This is a genomic window from Novosphingobium cyanobacteriorum, assembly GCF_029436685.1.
Lineage (GTDB): Bacteria > Pseudomonadota > Alphaproteobacteria > Sphingomonadales > Sphingomonadaceae > Novosphingobium > Novosphingobium cyanobacteriorum.
Window position 1 is genome coordinate 288,876 of sequence record NZ_JAROCY010000005.1, and the last position, 15,909, is coordinate 304,784.

General features: G+C 67.0%; 12 protein-coding genes. 4 read left to right on the forward strand and 8 right to left on the reverse strand.

Features of this window, described 5'->3' with window-relative positions:
• Position 1: 1 nt before the first annotated feature.
• Both POM99_RS07650 and POM99_RS07655 read left to right on the forward strand, forming a co-directional pair.
• Positions 2 to 1,468, forward strand: a complete 1,467-nt coding sequence (locus POM99_RS07650) for a TolC family outer membrane protein (RefSeq protein WP_277276374.1) — start codon at positions 2 to 4, stop codon at positions 1,466 to 1,468.
• Positions 1,469 to 1,575: 107 nt separating this feature from the next.
• Positions 1,576 to 2,136, forward strand: a complete 561-nt coding sequence (locus POM99_RS07655; protein ID WP_277276376.1) for a DUF2497 domain-containing protein — start codon at positions 1,576 to 1,578, stop codon at positions 2,134 to 2,136.
• 49 nt (positions 2,137 to 2,185) lie between these two features.
• Here the strand turns inward: POM99_RS07655 and polA are convergent, their stop codons facing one another.
• The gene (polA, locus tag POM99_RS07660; RefSeq protein WP_277276378.1) at positions 2,186 to 5,035 is read right to left on the reverse strand and encodes a DNA polymerase I; all 2,850 of its coding nucleotides are present in this window, start codon (positions 5,033 to 5,035) and stop codon (positions 2,186 to 2,188) included.
• A 306-nt stretch (positions 5,036 to 5,341) separates the two neighbouring features.
• Here polA and POM99_RS07665 point away from each other — a divergent pair, with 306 nt between their 5' ends.
• Positions 5,342 to 5,539: a hypothetical protein gene (locus POM99_RS07665; protein WP_277276380.1), complete on the forward strand. Its 198-nt coding sequence runs from the start codon at positions 5,342 to 5,344 to the stop codon at positions 5,537 to 5,539.
• A gap of 162 nt (positions 5,540 to 5,701) precedes the next feature.
• On the opposite strand, the gene POM99_RS07670 is transcribed toward POM99_RS07665, so the two are convergent.
• The 7 genes from POM99_RS07670 to hisS form a co-directional block, all read right to left on the reverse strand.
• On the reverse strand, positions 5,702 to 6,682 hold the full coding sequence (locus POM99_RS07670; RefSeq protein WP_277276382.1) for a serine hydrolase: 981 nt from the start codon (positions 6,680 to 6,682) through the stop codon (positions 5,702 to 5,704).
• 201 nt (positions 6,683 to 6,883) lie between these two features.
• On the reverse strand, positions 6,884 to 8,089 hold the full coding sequence (metK, locus tag POM99_RS07675) for a methionine adenosyltransferase (protein ID WP_277276384.1): 1,206 nt from the start codon (positions 8,087 to 8,089) through the stop codon (positions 6,884 to 6,886).
• Between the two features lie 50 nt (positions 8,090 to 8,139).
• Positions 8,140 to 9,720, reverse strand: coding sequence for an apolipoprotein N-acyltransferase (lnt, locus tag POM99_RS07680; RefSeq protein WP_277276386.1), 1,581 nt, complete (start codon positions 9,718 to 9,720; stop codon positions 8,140 to 8,142).
• Positions 9,721 to 9,785: 65 nt separating this feature from the next.
• Positions 9,786 to 10,817, reverse strand: a complete 1,032-nt coding sequence (locus tag POM99_RS07685; RefSeq protein ID WP_277276388.1) for a DUF4167 domain-containing protein — start codon at positions 10,815 to 10,817, stop codon at positions 9,786 to 9,788.
• A 253-nt stretch (positions 10,818 to 11,070) separates the two neighbouring features.
• A complete protein-coding gene (gene prmC, locus POM99_RS07690) occupies positions 11,071 to 11,901 on the reverse strand; it encodes a peptide chain release factor N(5)-glutamine methyltransferase (RefSeq protein ID WP_277276390.1) in 831 nt (276 codons plus the stop codon).
• 11 nt (positions 11,902 to 11,912) lie between these two features.
• Positions 11,913 to 12,977: a peptide chain release factor 1 gene (gene prfA / locus POM99_RS07695; protein WP_277276392.1), complete on the reverse strand. Its 1,065-nt coding sequence runs from the start codon at positions 12,975 to 12,977 to the stop codon at positions 11,913 to 11,915.
• Positions 12,974 to 14,239 (reverse strand): histidine--tRNA ligase, encoded by a 1,266-nt coding sequence (gene hisS, locus POM99_RS07700; protein ID WP_277276394.1) that lies wholly within the window; start codon positions 14,237 to 14,239, stop codon positions 12,974 to 12,976. Before hisS ends, prfA begins: the two co-directional genes overlap by 4 nt.
• On the opposite strand from hisS, the gene POM99_RS07705 reads away from it, so the two are divergent.
• Positions 14,238 to 15,806, forward strand: coding sequence for a M61 family metallopeptidase (locus tag POM99_RS07705; RefSeq protein WP_438822992.1), 1,569 nt, complete (start codon positions 14,238 to 14,240; stop codon positions 15,804 to 15,806). The genes hisS and POM99_RS07705 overlap by 2 nt on opposite strands.
• Positions 15,807 to 15,909: the final 103 nt, after the last annotated feature.

Below are 15,909 nucleotides of genomic sequence, written 5' to 3' on the forward strand. Positions count from 1 at the left end.
TATGAAACGACCTGTGCTTCGCGCCCTGCTGACCGGGGCGGCCATGGCGATTCCGCTCGGTGCCGTACAGGCGGATGACCTGCGCGGGGCACTGATCAACGCCTATCAGACCAACCCGGACCTGCAGGCGGCACGCGCCAACCAGCGCGCCAATGACGAAAACGTGCCGATCGCACGGGCCTCGGCACTGCCTTCGCTGCAGGCCACCTCCAATTATACCGAGTTCGTCAAGCAGACGGCGAACAACTTCCTGGCGCCCAGCCGCGTCGTTTCCAACGACCTGCAGCTGTCACTGCCGATCTTCGCCGGTGGCTCGGTCAAGAACTCCATCCGCGCCGCCAAGACCCGGGTCATTGCCGGGCAGGCGGACTTGCGCGGGGTGGAAAGCGGCGTGTTCAGCCAGGTCGTCGCCGCCTATATGGACGTGATCCGTGATGAGGCGATCGTCGGCCTGAACCGCAACAACGTTTCCGTACTGGAAGTGAACCTGCGCGCGACCAGCGATCGGTTCGAGATCGGCGACGTGACCCGCACCGACGTGGCGCAGTCGAACTCACGTCTCGCCCTCGCGCGGGGGGACCTGCGCACGGCGGAGGCCAACCTTGTCGCCAGCCGCGAACGCTATATCCAGATCGTGGGCGCGCCACCGGTGGACCTGCAGCCGCCGCCGCCGCTCGCCGGCCTGCCGTCGAATCCGGATGATGCGGTGGACGTGGCGGTGGATGCCAATCCGGACTTGGCTGCCGCGCGCGAACGGAGCAAGGCCGCCGGTTATGACGTGAAGGTTGCCGGGGCCGGCCGCCTGCCGCGTATTTCGGTATTCACCGCAGGCAACTACACCAACTACCTCGGTTCGCTCGGCAGTCCGGCCGGCGTGCCTACTGCGCAAAGCCAGACGACCGCGCAGGCGGGCGTGCAGGCCTCGATTCCGCTGTTCCAGGGTGGCTTGCCCGCCGCGCGTGAACGCCAGGCCCAGGCGCGGGAAGGCGCGGCGTTGGAGCAGGAAATCGGCGTGGAGCGGCAGGTCGTCGCCACCGTGCGCGCTGCCTTCACCAACTGGAAGGCGGCGAACGACGTGATCGCCATGAACCAGACGGCGGTGGACGCCGCTGCGCTGAGCCTCGAAGGCGTGCGTGCGGAAAACACCGTTGGCAACCGCACGATCCTGAACATCCTCGATGCCGAGCAGGAACTGCTGCGCGCGCAGGTGCAACTGGTTGCGGCGCGGCGGAATGCCTACGTCGCCGGGTTCAACCTGCTGGCCGCCATGGGCAAGGCGCAGGCAAAGGATCTTTCGCTCGATGCCGAACTGGGCAACGCCGCGCTCTATGATCCCAACGTCAATTACGAGCGGGTTCGCGGCAAGATCTGGGACTGGGCGCATGATCCTGCTCCCAAGGCACAGTCCACCCGGACCGTTGACTCGCCCGCGCAGGATGCGACAATCCGCGAGCAGCCCATGCCATGAAGCGATGGGGCGTGCCGATTCGGAAAGAACCGGACTGGCAGGCCGCATCCGCTTCCTCCAACAGGGCAGCAAGTAGGGGCGGCCGCAAGCAGGGGGTTGGACGAAGCATGCGCCAGGTTGGTGAACCGTCGGTCGAGGAAATCCTGGAATCGATCAAGAAGGTGATCGCGCGCGACAACCGCGCCGAGGCGGCCCAGGCGCGTGCCCGGCGTGAAGCGGCATCCGCGCCGGCCGCAGGCCCCGCAGTTGCGCGCGGCGGTGCCGACGTGCTCGACCTGACCGAAGTGGCGGCGCAGATCATGGGTGCCGACCGGTTCGTGCCGGCGGAACCTGCCGCGCCCGAAGCCGCTGTGGACCTGCACGAAGACGATTTCGACGACGAGCCGCAAGCGGACGAAGGGGACGAGACCGCCATGTCGATCAACGAAAGCCCGTTGCTGCCCGAAAGCACCACCGCTTCGATGCGTGATTCGCTGGCGGCGCTGGCCATGCTGTCGCAGCCCGGTGCGCAGCCGCAGATCGTGCGTTCAGGTGAAACCTCGCTGGAAGGCCTGGTGCGCGACATGCTGCGCCCGATGCTGGCCGAATGGCTGGACAAGAACCTGCCGCCGATGGTCGAAAAGATGGTGGCGGGCGAGATCGCCCGCATTGTCGGCAAGAAGGGCTGAAGAGCTCCCGCCGGACTGCCCCGGCGGGGTACTTCCAATCAGGCCAAGGTCAGTGCGCCGCGCCCCATGAAAGGCCGGTGCCAATTTCCACGCCCAGCGGCACGGTCAGCCTCACCGATGGCTCGGCCGCGCCCGCCATCACCCGTTCGATCACCGGCCGCGCCGCCTCGACATCGCCTTCGGGCAGTTCGAACACCAGTTCGTCGTGCACTTGCAGCAGCATGCGCACGTTGGGCAACCCGGCTTCGATCAGGGCAGGGCCCATCCGCGCCATCGCACGCTTGATGATGTCGGCGCTGGTGCCCTGGATCGGCGCGTTGATCGCGGCGCGCTCGCTGCCCTGGCGCTCGGCCTGGTTCTTGGAATTGATCCGGGGGAACCACGTCTTGCGGCCGAACAGCGTCTCGGAATAGCCGCACTCGCGCACCTTCTCGAGGGTATCGTGGATATAGCGCTGGATGCCGGGGAAGCGTTCGAAATAGCGGTCGATCATCGCCTGCGCCTCTTCGGCTGTGCAGCCCAGCCGCCCGGCAAGGCCCCATCGGCTGATGCCATAAAGGATGGCGAAGTTGATCGTCTTGGCGCGCCCGCGCGTGTCGCGGTCCACGGTGCCGAACATCTCCATGGCAGTGCGCGCGTGGATGTCCTCTCCGCCGGCAAAGGCTTCTTTCAGCGCAGGCACGTCCGCCATGTGCGCAGCCAGCCGCAGTTCGATCTGGCTGTAGTCCGCCGCCAGCAGCACGTTGCCCTGCTCAGCCACGAAGGCGTCGCGAATCTGGCGGCCGATCTCGGTGCGGATCGGGATGTTCTGCAGGTTCGGCTCGTTCGAGGAAAGTCGCCCGGTCTGCGCGCCAACCAGGCTATAGCTGGTGTGGACACGGCCGGTCTGCGGGTTGATCGCCGCCTGCAGCGCCTCGGTATAGGTCGATTTCAGCTTGGACAGTTGTCGCCATTCCAGCACCAGCGTGGCGACTTCCGCGCCCTGCGCCGCCAGTCCTTCCAGTACGGACTGGTCTGTCGAATATTGGCCGGTCTTCCCCTTTTTCCCGCCCTTGTAGCCCAGCCGGTCGAACAGCACCTCGCCCAGCTGCTTGGGGCTGCCGATGGTGAAGGGGCCACCGGCCTTCTCGTGAATCACCGCTTCAAGTTCGGCAATGCGCGTGGTGAAGGTGGCGGATAGCCCGGCCAGCCGTTCACGATCGACCTTGATCCCCGCGCGCTCCATGCCAGCAACAACCGTCACCAGCGGCCGGTCCACGCGCTGGTAGATGCGGGTGCCGCCCTCTTCCAGCAGACGCGGGGCAAACAGGCGGTGCAGGCGCCACGTCACGTCCGCGTCCTCCGCCGCATAGCGCGTGGCGTCGGCCAGCGGCACTTCGGCGAACGAGATCGCCTTCTTGCCGGTGCCGCACAGCTCCTTGAAGGTCATCGTCGTATGGCCAAGGTGGCGATCGGCCAATTCGTCCATGCCATGCCCGGCAATGCCCGTCTCGCTGCGCCCGGCATCCAGGCAGAAGGACATGACCATGGTGTCGTCGATGGGGGCGACGTCCACGCCGTGGCGCGCCAGCACGGTCAGGTCATACTTGATGTTCTGCCCCACCTTCAGCACCGCATCGCTCTCCAGCAGCGGCTTGAGCGCCGCCACAGCCTCGGCGCGGTCCAGCTGCAGCGGCATTTCGGCAAACATGTCGGTGCCACGGTGGCCCAGCGGGATGTAGCAGGCATCGTTGGGGCCCAGCGCCATGCTGATCCCCACCAGGTCCGCCTGCATCGAATCGAGCGCGCTGGTTTCGGTGTCGATGGCCACCACCCGCGCGGCAAAGGCGCGGGCGATCCATTGCTGCAGCTCGCCCATCGATTGCACGCACTGATAGGCGGCAAGATCTACTGTGGGCCACGCCGGCAGCGGCTGGCGGCTGCCCTGCGGCGCGGCCGGGGCGGCGCCGGTTTCGGGCTTGGCCGGGTTCAGCTGCGTCTTCGGTCCGGGGCTGCCCTTGCCGTCGTCCAGGCGGCGCAGCAGGCTGGTGAAGCCATGCTCTTCCAGAAACGCCGCCAGCGGGTCACGCGGGATCTGCCCCAGCGCAAAGTCCTCCAGCGGGATCGGCAGCGGGCAATCTTCCTTCAGCGCCACCAGCACGCGCGAAAGGCGCGCCATCTCGGCCTGTTCGATCAGGCTCTCGCGCAGTTTGCCCGCCTTCATCGCTGGCGCGGCGGCCAGCGCGTTTTCCAGCCCGCCGTGCTCCTGGATCAGCTTGGTCGCCGTCTTCGGGCCGATGCCACGGATGCCGGGCACGTTGTCCACCGAATCACCCATCAGCGCCAGCACGTCGCCCACCAGTTCGGGCGGCACGCCGAACTTCTCGATCACTTCGGGAATGCCGATGCGCAGGTTCTTCATGGTGTCGAGCATGTCGATGCACCCGCCGCCTTCGCTGCAGGTGCCGACCAGCTGCATCAGGTCCTTGTCCGAAGAGACGATCGTCACGTCCCAGCCCAGCCGGGTCGCTTCGCGGGCATAGCTGGCGATCAGGTCGTCCGCTTCGAGATCGTCCTCCTCGATGCAGGCAAGGCTGAAGGCGCGCGTGGCGTCGCGGATCAACGGGAACTGCGGGACCAGATCTTCCGGTGGCGGGGGGCGGTTGGCCTTGTACTGGTCGTACAGCGCATTGCGGAAGGTGGTGGATCCCTTGTCGAGGATCACCGCAAGGTGCGTGGGCCCATCGGCCTTGTGCAGGTCTTCCGCCAGTTTCCACAGCATGGTGGTGTAGCCATAGACCGCGCCCACCGGCACGCCGCGCGGGTTGGTCAGCGGTGGCAGCCGGTGATAGGCGCGGAAAATGTAGGCGGAACCGTCCACCAGATAGAGGTGGCGCTTCGAACTGTCTGGGGTGTCCATGCCTGCGTGTTAGCGGCACTGGCGCGCGGGCGAAAGCGCCATGCGCCTGACCTGTGGATCATGAACAATCCGGTATCGGGTGAAAACGGTTTGCCGCGCCGAAAGGGCGTTTCGCCGCAGGCCAAACGCGGGAAAAAAAGCCTTGCCCGCCCACACCTTGTTGAGGTCATGTCACAATGCATACGTCTTGTGCTTGCAAGGCGATGAATTGCCCATTAATTGGGGTCCCGAAGTCTACCGCCAGAGTAGGCTTTGCGGCGGGCTGCTTGCCCGGCGCGGTTCACTTCAATCCAGGGATTGTAACGCATGCGCAAGCTCATCCTCGCCGCTGTCGCCGGCACCGCCTTCGCCCTCGCCGGCTGCTCGTCGGAAAAGACCGCCGAAGCCACTGAAGCTGCCACCGAAGCTGCTGCTGAAGCCTCGGACGCTGCTTCGGAAGCTGCTGACGCTTCGGGCGCCGCTTCGGAAGCCGCCGCTGACGCGAGCGAAGCTGCGAAGATGTAATTCCCGCCCGCAAGGGCAGGTTACATTACAGATAGAGGGGCACGGTTGCGCGCGCGACCGTGCCCCTTTTCTTATGTGGGGCAAAGGCGCGGCTTTTCGCATCGTACGCACGAAAAAGGGCGCCCGAAGGCGCCCTTGTCGTTTCAGCCCAAGGCCGGTCCGTCAGCGGCGGACCAGTTCCTGGTTCGCCCGGCCGAGCGGCTGGCTGTACCCTTCATAGAGCGTGCGGGCGACCTGCGCGATCAGCCCGGCATGGGCGGTGTGCCCTTCCGGCCCGGTCACGAACACCACCATCGCCAGATGCCGCCCGTCGGGCAGGCGCACGATGCCAACGTCGTCGGTAACGCCCGAAAGCGTCCCGGTCTTGTGCGCCACCAGCGTGCCTTCGGGCAGGCCGGCGCGGATGCGGTTGCGGCCGGTGCTGGTGCGGGTCATCGTATCAAGCAGCACGGCACGGCTTTCGGGGCTCAGCGCGTTTCCACGGTCGATCGCGCTCAGCAGCGCCAGCATGGCGCGCGGCGTGCTGGCGGTGCGGGTATCGATGGTCCGCACCGGGTCCACCTTTCCATCGTCACGCACCAGCGTGGCCATGGTGTGATCAAGCCGTTGGCCGACGATTCCGGTCTTGGTCAGCCAGTTGTTTACCGCCTGGACCCCGCCCACGGCCGCAATCAGGCCGTCGGTCGCCTCGTTGTTGCTGCGCGTGATGGACAGTTCCATCAGCCCCTGCGCGGTCAGCACCTGACCTGCGCGTACGGAGGCGACGGGACCCTTTGATCCTGCCACCGGCACCATCATCGGCCATTGCTGGTCCAGCCGCAGCCGGCCCTGTTCCACCTGTGAAAGATAAGTTGCGGCCACGGCGATCTTGGCCGTGCTCGCCATGGGAAAGGGCATGTCGCCATTGACGAGGATCTGCCCGCCGCCGTCGAGGTCCATCGCCGCCACGCCGATGCGCCCACGGCCCTGCGCCACGATCGCTTCGACCTGCTGCTGGATGGCCAGATCGCGCTGGTCCTGCAGGGTAACCGGCGCGCGGCTCTGCACTTCCTGCGGCGTGGTGAACACCACCGACGGCACCGCGAACAGCAGCGCGGCAGCCAAGAAGCTGTGGCGGCGAATCCTGAACTGGCGAAGTTTCATCCCGTTGTTCTATCCCGACCCGTGCTAACCCCGTGTTACCAAGACTAACCCATTGCCCCGTAAGGGCAAAGTGCCTTGTTCCACCTTTGGTCGCCCGGAAAAGGCGTTTGGTCCCGCCGATTCGGATCGAATTGGCACCAGTACGCCGTGTGCCCGCATGGCCGGATGGGCCTGCGGGCGGGGATGGATTCTATCGGGATATCAGGCGAATGCGGCCTTCAGGTCGTCAACCAGGTCCAGCCGCTCCCACGGGAAGAAATCGCCCTCGGCCTTGCGGCCAAAGTGGCCATAGGCGGCAGTCGGTCGGTAGATCGGCTTGTTGAGGCCCAGATGCGTGCGGATCGCGCGAGGGGTCAGGCCGCCGAGGCGGGTGATGGCGAGGATCGCCTGCTCGATCTTGTCGTCGCCCACCGTGCCGGTGCCGTGCGTATCGACATAGAGCGACAGCGGCTCTGACACGCCGATGGCATAGGCGATCTGGATCGTGCAGCGCGTGGCAAGGCTCGCGGCCACCACGTTCTTCGCCAGATAGCGGGTGATGTAAGCGGCCGAACGGTCAACCTTGGTCGGGTCCTTGCCCGAGAACGCGCCGCCGCCGTGCGGCGATGCGCCGCCATAGGTGTCGACAATGATCTTGCGCCCGGTCAGCCCGGCGTCGCCATCCGGCCCGCCGATCTCGAACGAACCCGTCGGGTTGATGTAGTATTTGGTCTCGCGCAGCAGCACGGGCGGGATCACGTCTGCCACCACCCGCTTCACATAGGCGTGCAGCTCGGCTTCCTTCTCGCCTTCGTCATACCCGGGGGCGTGCTGGGTGGAAACGACGACAGCCGTGGCCGCCACGGGCAGCGAGCCTTCATAGCGCAGCGTGACCTGGCTCTTGGCGTCGGGCTCAAGAAAGGGCGCCGCGCCGGAATGACGATCCGCCGCCATGCGCTCAAGGATCTTGTGGCTGTAATAGAGCGTCGCCGGCATCAGGTCTGGCGTCTCGTCGGTGGCGTAACCGAACATGATGCCCTGGTCGCCCGCGCCTTCGTCCTTGTTGTCGGCGGCGTCGACGCCCTGCGCGATGTGGGCGGACTGGCCGTGAAGGCGGTTGATGAATTCAAGCTTCTCCCAGTGGAAGCCGTCCTGCTCGTATCCGATGCGCTTCACCGTATCGCGCACGGTCTTCTCGATCTCGTCCTGCGCGCCGGGGGCCCAGGCGCCGTTCTCGTACACGCCCTTGCAGCGGATCTCGCCGGCCAGCACGACCAGCTGCGTGGTGGTCAGCGTCTCGCAGGCGATGCGCGCTTCGGGATCCTTGGACAGGAACAGGTCGACGATGGCGTCGCTGATCTGGTCCGCCACCTTGTCCGGATGGCCTTCGGAAACGCTTTCAGACGTGAACAGGTAATCGCTGCGCATTGGTCTCGCCTTGTTGCGATTGCCATATAAAGCAATCTTTATGTGGGGCTCTAGCGTTTGCGCCGCGCTCTGGCAACCAGCGCCAGCAGCAGCAGAACTACGCCCCAGCCAAGTCCAAGTATGTTACCCATCCTTGCGAAAAGCGTGGGCGCATGGGCTGGCGGAACCAGCCCGTCGATGCGGCCGGGCTGCAGCCGCCCGATATGATCGCGCACCACGCCGTCGGCATCCACCACTGCGCTGATGCCGGTGGTGGTGGACCGCAGCACCGGCAGTCCTTCCTCGATCGCGCGCATCCGCGCCTGCGCCAGGTGCTGTGGCGGGCCCCACGATCCGAACCAGCCATCGTTGCTGGGGTTGAAGATGTAGTCCGGCCGATGCGCACGATCGACCACCTCGCCCGAGAAGATGATCTCGTAACAGATCTGGAATCCGGCCTTGCCCCAGCCGCCCTTGCTGACGGGGCCGAAATCGACCGTCTGCGCGCCGGGGCCGGGAAGGAAATCCAGGCTGCCCGCCACCAGTCGCGACAGGCCGATGGGCTCCAGCCACTGCCGCATCGGCAGGTATTCGCCATAGGGCACCAGATGCGCCTTGGCATAGCTGCCGCGGATCGCGCCGGTGGAATCGAGCGCGGTGATGACGTTCCACGCGCCTGTCACCTTGCGCCTGCGGATCTGCAGGTCGGTGGTGCCGGTCATCAGCAGGCTGCCCGCGCCCACGGTGTGCCCAAGCCTTTCCCGCGCCATGTCGGGATCGCCGGCATAGGTGTCCTGATACCAGTAAGGTTCGTATCCTGGCCGCAGGTAATCGGGCACGCCACTTTCGGGCCACAGCACCAGCCGCCGCTGTCCGGGCTTGGTCGGCAGGGATAGCGCGGCAATCTTGCGGAACTGCGCCTCGAACTGTGCGGGATCGTTCAGCGCTTCCTGCCGGAAATCGGGCTGAACCAGCGTAAATGGCAGCGTACCCTGCGCGCTGCCGCCGTGGAGCGGCAGCATCAGCAGCGCTGCTGGCAGGATGGCAAGACCGGCAGCGGCGGGCCGCCTGCCGTCACGAAACGCATTAAAGGCCGTCAGCCAGCACCCCGCCAGCATGACGACCAGCCCGGACAGGGCATAGGTGCCCATCCATGGCGCGATGCGGGCAAGGCCGGGCCGGTCGAACCCGCCCAGCGTCACCATGCCCAGCGGGTTCCATGCAAAGCCGGTGAACACCCAGCCGCGCATCCATTCGGTGATGATCCAGCAAGCGGCAAAGGCGGGCGCCAGCGCCGCACGCAGCCGGTGGTGCAGCAGCCAGGCGGCCAGCGCCGCCAGCATGGGATAGACTGCAAGGTAGAGCGACAGCAGCACCACCGCGATCCAGCCGAGCCAAGCGGGCATCTGTGCCTGATAGGTGAAAGCCGTGGCGATCCAGTTGTCGCCGATGCTGAACAGGCCCACGCCGAATAGCCAGCCGGCCAGCGCCGCCTTGCCCGGCCCGGGCGCGATGGCGATGCGTTGGATCAGCAAGGCCAGTGCGGCCAGGGTCAGCGGCCACAGCATCAGCGGCTGGAAGCCTGTGGCCGCCAGCCCGCCCGCAGCAATCAGCAGCGCGGCCTTGCGCAGGGGGGGCAGGAAGCGCTGCATCGGTGCCGCGCTATGCCGCGATGCCGGGCCGGCCGCAAGCGGCGGCGGGCCCGGTCATCGTGCGGTCACTCGGCCGCAGGGGCGGCCTCGGGCAGCGGGTTCTTGCGCGGGCGTCCGCGCTTCTTGGGTGCAGGTGCAGCTTCTTCGGTCGCAACGTCTGCAACCGGGGCGGGGGCAGGGGCCTCCGCTTCCGGCTCGGCCTTCACGCCGATGGCGGGCGGCAGGCTGGAAGGATCAAACGCGGCAGGCGCTTCTGCACCCGATTCGGCGTCGCGGCGCTGGCGGCCCGCACCCCGCGGCCGCAGCCCGCGCGAAGGGCGCGCATCGCGGACAAAGGGATTGTCGCTGACGTCGGCGATCGGCTCGCCCTCGTCGGCCCGCACGCCCTCGCCGGGCAGGGCTTCCTCGATGGCGACCTGCGGCTCGAAGCGGCGGCGGCGTTCGCCCCGACCCTCGTTGCGACCCTCACCCCGACCCTCGTTACGCGCTTCGTTGCGGCCTTCGCCACGATTGCCGTCCTCACGGCCCGCGTCGCGGCCCCCGTCACGACCTTCGTCACGGCCACCTTCGCGCGCGCCGTCGCGATTGCGGTTGCGTTCGCGGTTGTCCTCGCGCTCACCACGGTTGTCGCGGTCAAAGCGTTCGCGCGGTTCACGCTGTTCGCGGGGTTCACGCTGCTGCTCGCGCTGCTCGCGGGGCTCACGCTCCTCGCGGCGCACCTGCGGGCGGTCAAACGCGGGGAAATCGCCTTCCACGCTGAAGTCCAGGCCGTCGTCCTCGCCGCCTTCCTGCTCCTGCCAGCGGTCACCGGCAACGCCGCCGTTCTGGCGGGCGCGCTGCTCTTCCTGGCGCAGGCGGGTGTCGGCGATTACGCGGAAATAGTGGTCGGCGAACTGCAGGTAGTATTCGGCCTGCACGCGATCACCGTTCAGGTGCGCGTCCTGGGCCATCTTGCGATACTTTTCCAGCAGCTGGGGCGCATTGCCACGGGCCCGGCTGTCGATCCGGTTGAGCTGCTGGCCACCGCCACTGCCCTGCTGACGCCCGTTGTTGTTGCGTCCGCGCCGGCGGTTGTTACCACGATTGTTGTTGTTCAACTCAGGCACTTCCTTAATTGGGGCGGCCTAACGATACGATGCTGCTCAAAATGCCGCGCAACCCTCTCCACCGGCCCGCAACGCGCGGGGCAGTGGTTCCCAGCATCTGCCTGCAGCCGACCTTTGTGTCGGGCTCCTGGTGCAAATGGTGGAGTTGGCCGGGACGGGAAGCCTTCATCCGTCACCCCTGCCTGTCGCCTAATTAGTGATGCCGCCGCACCTTGCCAAGCGAAATGTTTGCACAAGTCCCGCCTTATTTCCGGAACAATTCCAGCGCGCGCGGCCGATCGCCCAGATCGCGGTGCAGCCGCGCGTCCATCCCGGCGGCCGCCGCGATGGCTGCAACCGCCTCCGCCTGGGTCCACCCGATCTCCACCACCGCCACCCCGCCGGGGGCCAGCAGCGCCGGGATCTTCGGCACCAGTACGCGGTAATCGTCCAGCCCGTTTGCCCCCGCAAACAGCGCCCCGTGCGGTTCGTGCGCCTTTACCGATGGGGCAAGGTCCGCCTCGCTTTCCACATAGGGCGGGTTGGCCAGGATCAGGTCGAACGGCCCGCCCAGCCCCTCGGCCCAGCCCGGCGCGTGCCAGTCGGCCCGTTCCATCCGCGCCTGCGGGCGCAGGCCCAGCGCCTCGGCATTGGCGCGCGCCACGGTCAGCGCCGCCTCGGACCGGTCAATCCCCACACCGCTCGCCTGCGGCAGATAGGCCAGCACCGCCAGCAGCAGCGCGCCCGATCCGGTCCCGCAATCGAGCACCCGCCGTGCATCTGGCCTGGCCGCCAGCGCCGCTTCCACGATCGTCTCGCTGTCGCCCCGCGGGATCAGTACCGCCGGGTTGACGATGAAGGGCAGGCCATAGAACTCCTGCCGCCCGGTGATATAGGCTACCGGCTCATGCCCCAGCCGCCGCTCCACCAAGGCGTCCAGCCCGTGCGGCGCTTCGTCGGCCATCGCGCGCAGCAGCATTTCCGAACGGCCCATGCCCAGCAGGTGCGCGGCCAGCAGTTCGGCATCCAGCCGCGCGGTGTCGCTTGTCATCTCCAGCCGCGCCGCGGCGGCGCGGATCGCCTCGCCAACTTTCATTCGACCGCCGCTCATTCCCCCATCGCGGCCAGCCGCTTGGCCTGGTCCTCGGCAATCAGCGCGTCGATCAGCTCGCCCAGCCCCGGCCCCTCGAGGATCTCGGGCAGGCGGTGGAGCGTCAGGTTGATGCGGTGGTCGGTCACGCGCCCCTGCGGGAAGTTGTAGGTGCGGATGCGCTCGCTGCGGTCGCCGCTGCCCACCATCGCCTTGCGCGCCTCGGCCTCCTCGCCCTGCGCCGCCTCGCGCTGCGCCTCGAACAGGCGGGCGCGCAGCACCTGCATCGCCTTGTCCTTGTTCTTGTGCTGGCTGCGCCCGTCTTGGCACGTCACCACCGTGCCGGTGGGCAGGTGCGTGATGCGCACCGCCGAATCGGTGGTGTTCACATGCTGCCCGCCCGCGCCACTGGCGCGATAGACGTCGATCTTCAGGTCCCTGTCCTCGATCGCGATGTCCACCTCGTCGGGTTCGGGCAGCACCGCCACCGTCGCCGCGCTGGTGTGGATGCGCCCGCCGCTTTCGGTCACCGGCACGCGCTGCACGCGGTGAACGCCGGATTCGAACTTCAGCCTGGCGAACACGCCGTTGCCGGCCACGTTGGCGACCACTTCCTTGTACCCGCCCAGGTCGTTGGCGTTGACCGAGACGACCTCCACCCGCCAGCCCTGCTCGGTGGCATAGCGTTCGTACATGCGGAACAGGTCGGCGGCGAACAGCGCGGCCTCGTCCCCGCCGGTGCCCGCGCGGATTTCCAGCATGGCGGGGCGGCTGTCGGCGGCATCGCGCGGCAGCATGGCAATGGCCAGGCGATGCTCCGCCTCGGGCAGGTCGGCGCGGATGCGGGCGATCTCCTCCTCGGCCAGCTCGCGCATGTCGGGATCGTCCAGCAGCGCCAGGCTGGCCAGTTCGCCGCGCATCGCGCGCACGTCCTCGGCCACGCGGGCCACCGGCTCCAGCTCGGCATAGTCGCGGCTTGCCACCACGAACTCCGGGCCTTCCAAGGTGCCACTGGCCAGCCGCGCCTCAAGCTCGGCAAACCGCGCGGCGATCTGGGCAAGGCGCTGGTCGGATACGCTCACTGCTGCTCCGCAACGAAGGCGTCGAACACCGCGCTCACCCGGTCAGCCGCCGCGAAGCCCGCTTCCAGCACCCGCAGCGATCGCGTCGGCGCGCCATCGCGCACATCCAGCGAAACCAGGGCCGCGGGGTTCAGCTTCTTGGCGCGGTCAAAGCGCTTGCGGGGCGAACCGGTCGCCACGATCTCGGCACAGACGCCGGCACGGCGGAACTGCGAAACCAGCCGCAGCGCCGCCACTTCCTGCTCCGCGTTCTCCGCCACCACGATCACGTAGGCACGGGCCTCGCCCTTCTCGCCCACCAGCATCGCCAGCCGCTCGATCCCCGCGGCCCAGCCCACCGCCGGGGTGTGCGGCCCGCCCAGCGCCTCGATCAGCCCGTCATAGCGGCCGCCACCCAGCACGGTGCCCTGCGCGCCCAGCCGGTCGGTCACGAACTCGAAGGCGGTGTGGCGGTAATAGTCCAGTCCGCGCACCAGCGCCGGGGCGCGGGTCCAGGCCACGCCCGCCGCGTCCAGTCCGGCAGTCACCCGGCCAAAGAAGTCCTGCGCCTCGGCAGACAGGTAATTGTCGATCTTCGGCGCATCGGCGGTAAAGGGCTTGTCGCGCGGGTCCTTGCTGTCAAGGATGCGCAGCGGGTTGCGCTCCAGCCGGTCCTGCGAATCCTCGCTCAGCTCCGCCCTGTGCGCGCGGAAATAGTCGATCAGCGCCACCCGCCATGCCTCGCGGCTCGGCGCATCGCCCAGCGTGTTCAGCTGCAGGGTAACACCGTCGGCGATGCCCAGCTCCTTCAGCAGCTGATCCGCCAGCACCAGCAGCTCCACGTCCGCCTGCGGCTCGGCCGCGCCCACGATCTCGGCATCGATCTGGTGGAACTGGCGATAGCGGCCCTTCTGCGGGCGTTCATAGCGGAACAGCGGCCCGTGCGTCGCCAGCTTCACCGGCGCATACTGCTGCCACCCGTTGGTCAGATAGGCGCGCGCCAGCCCGGCGGTGAACTCGGGCCGCAGGGTCAGCGATTCCCCGCCCCGGTCCTCGAACGAATACATTTCCTTGGAAACAACGTCGGTCGTCTCGCCCAGGCTGCGGCTGAACACCGCGGTCTTTTCGAACACCGGCATTTCCACGCGGCGAAAGCGATAGAGCTTGCGCACCCGTTCAAAGGTTTCGACCACGAAGCCGAACGCCTCGGCATCCGGGCCAAAGATGTCCTGCGTCCCGCGGATGGCCTGCGGGGTTTCGATTGCGGATGTCTTGCTGCTCATGCCGCGCGCGTTAGCGCAAGGGCGCGGTCCTGAAAAGCAGCACGAAAAAGGACGCCGCACCCGGTTGCAGGTGGAACCGGTTGCCGCCATGAAGACCATCATGTCTATCTCGCGCGCGGCTGCCCCGCTCCTTTCCGCCCTTCTCCTTGCAACCACGGCCCACCCCGCGCTGGCGCAGGTCCAGCCGGAAACCAACACGCGGCCGATGGCGGTGCCCATCACGCCCAGCGTTCCCGATCCGCAGGATGTGCCCTATCCGGGCACGATCGCGCTGGAAATCGACGCCAGCGACGTGACCACCGGTGCCTTCCGCGTCACCGAAACCATCCCCGTGGCCGATGGCGCCAGCAAGATCACCCTGCTCTTTCCCGAATGGCTGCCCGGCAACCACGGCCCGCGCGGCACCCTGGCCGAACTCACCGATGTGCGCTTCTTCGCCAATGGCCAGCCGTTGAAGTGGACGCGTGATCCGGTGGAGGTCTTCGCGTTTCACGTGGAACTTCCCGCCGGCACAAAGGAAGTGGTGGCCCGCTTCGTCCACACCTCGCCCCTGCGGGAAAGCGAAGGGCGCATCGTGATGACGCGCGAAATGCTCAACCTGCAGTGGGAGAAGATGAGCCTCTATCCCGCCGGGCACTATGTGCGGCAGATCAAGGTGCGCCCCACCGTCACCTTCCCGCAAGGGTGGACGGCCTACACCGCGCTCGATGGCAAGTCGGCGCCAGATGCAAAGACCGGGGCCAACCGCGTCTCGTGGGATGTGACCGACTATGAAACGCTGGTCGATTCACCGATTTTCGCCGGCCTCTATGCGCAGCGCTTCGATCTGGGCAAGAACGTCTATCTCAGCACCGTGGCCGACAAGCCGGAGTTGCTGGCGATCAAGCCCGAGAACCTGCAGACCTACCGCAACCTGGTGGACGAAGCGCTGGCCGCGTTCGGCGCAAAGCACTTCGATCATTATGACCTGCTGCTGGCGATGACCGACCGCATGGGCGGCATCGGGCTGGAACACCACCGGTCGAGCGAAAACCAGTACGAACCGCGCACGCTGGTCGATTGGGAAAAGGGCGATTGGGACCGCAACGTCATCTCGCACGAATTCGCGCATTCGTGGGATGGCAAGTTCCGCCGTCCGGCCAAGTTGTGGACCCCCGATTATCGCCAGCCGATGCAGGACAACCTGCTGTGGGTCTATGAAGGGCAGACCCAGTTCTGGGGCTATGTCCTTGCCGCGCGCGCCGGCACGCAGAGCAAGGACATGGTGCTGGCCAACTTCGCCAACTGGGCGGGCAGCTTCACCCAGTATCCGGGGCGCGAATGGCGATCGGTGGAAGATACCACGCACGATCCGGTCTTCGCCGCGCGCAAGGCCAAGCCCTTCCCCTCGCTCGCCCGCAACGAAGAGTACTATACCGAAGGCGCGCTGGTCTGGCTGGAAGCGGACCAGATCATCCGTGATGGCACCGGCGGAAAGAAGGGCCTGGACGATTTCGCCAAGGCCTTCTTCGGCATCCGCGATGGCGATTGGGGCGTCGTGCCCTATGAACCCACATTCTCCAAGTAAGTCGCTGATTTCGCTGTCGTAATCGTGATATTTCGCATATAAATCATGGCGTTGACGGCTGCGAGGGGCGCGTTTCATGGATCACCTGGAGGGTGCGGGCTTG

Coding starts and splice junctions, on each gene's coding strand:
- POM99_RS07655 (WP_277276376.1), top strand. CDS start 1,576: ATGCGCCAGGTTGGTGAACCGTCGGTCGAGGAAATCCTGGAATCGATC.
- polA (WP_277276378.1), bottom strand. CDS start 5,035: ATGGACACCCCAGACAGTTCGAAGCGCCACCTCTATCTGGTGGACGGT.
- lnt (WP_277276386.1), bottom strand. CDS start 9,720: ATGCAGCGCTTCCTGCCCCCCCTGCGCAAGGCCGCGCTGCTGATTGCT.
- hisS (WP_277276394.1), bottom strand. CDS start 14,239: ATGAGCAGCAAGACATCCGCAATCGAAACCCCGCAGGCCATCCGCGGG.
- POM99_RS07670 (WP_277276382.1), bottom strand. CDS start 6,682: ATGAAACTTCGCCAGTTCAGGATTCGCCGCCACAGCTTCTTGGCTGCC.
- prmC (WP_277276390.1), bottom strand. CDS start 11,901: ATGAAAGTTGGCGAGGCGATCCGCGCCGCCGCGGCGCGGCTGGAGATG.
- POM99_RS07665 (WP_277276380.1), top strand. CDS start 5,342: ATGCGCAAGCTCATCCTCGCCGCTGTCGCCGGCACCGCCTTCGCCCTC.
- POM99_RS07650 (WP_277276374.1), top strand. CDS start 2: ATGAAACGACCTGTGCTTCGCGCCCTGCTGACCGGGGCGGCCATGGCG.
- POM99_RS07705 (WP_438822992.1), top strand. CDS start 14,238: ATGCCGCGCGCGTTAGCGCAAGGGCGCGGTCCTGAAAAGCAGCACGAA.
- metK (WP_277276384.1), bottom strand. CDS start 8,089: ATGCGCAGCGATTACCTGTTCACGTCTGAAAGCGTTTCCGAAGGCCAT.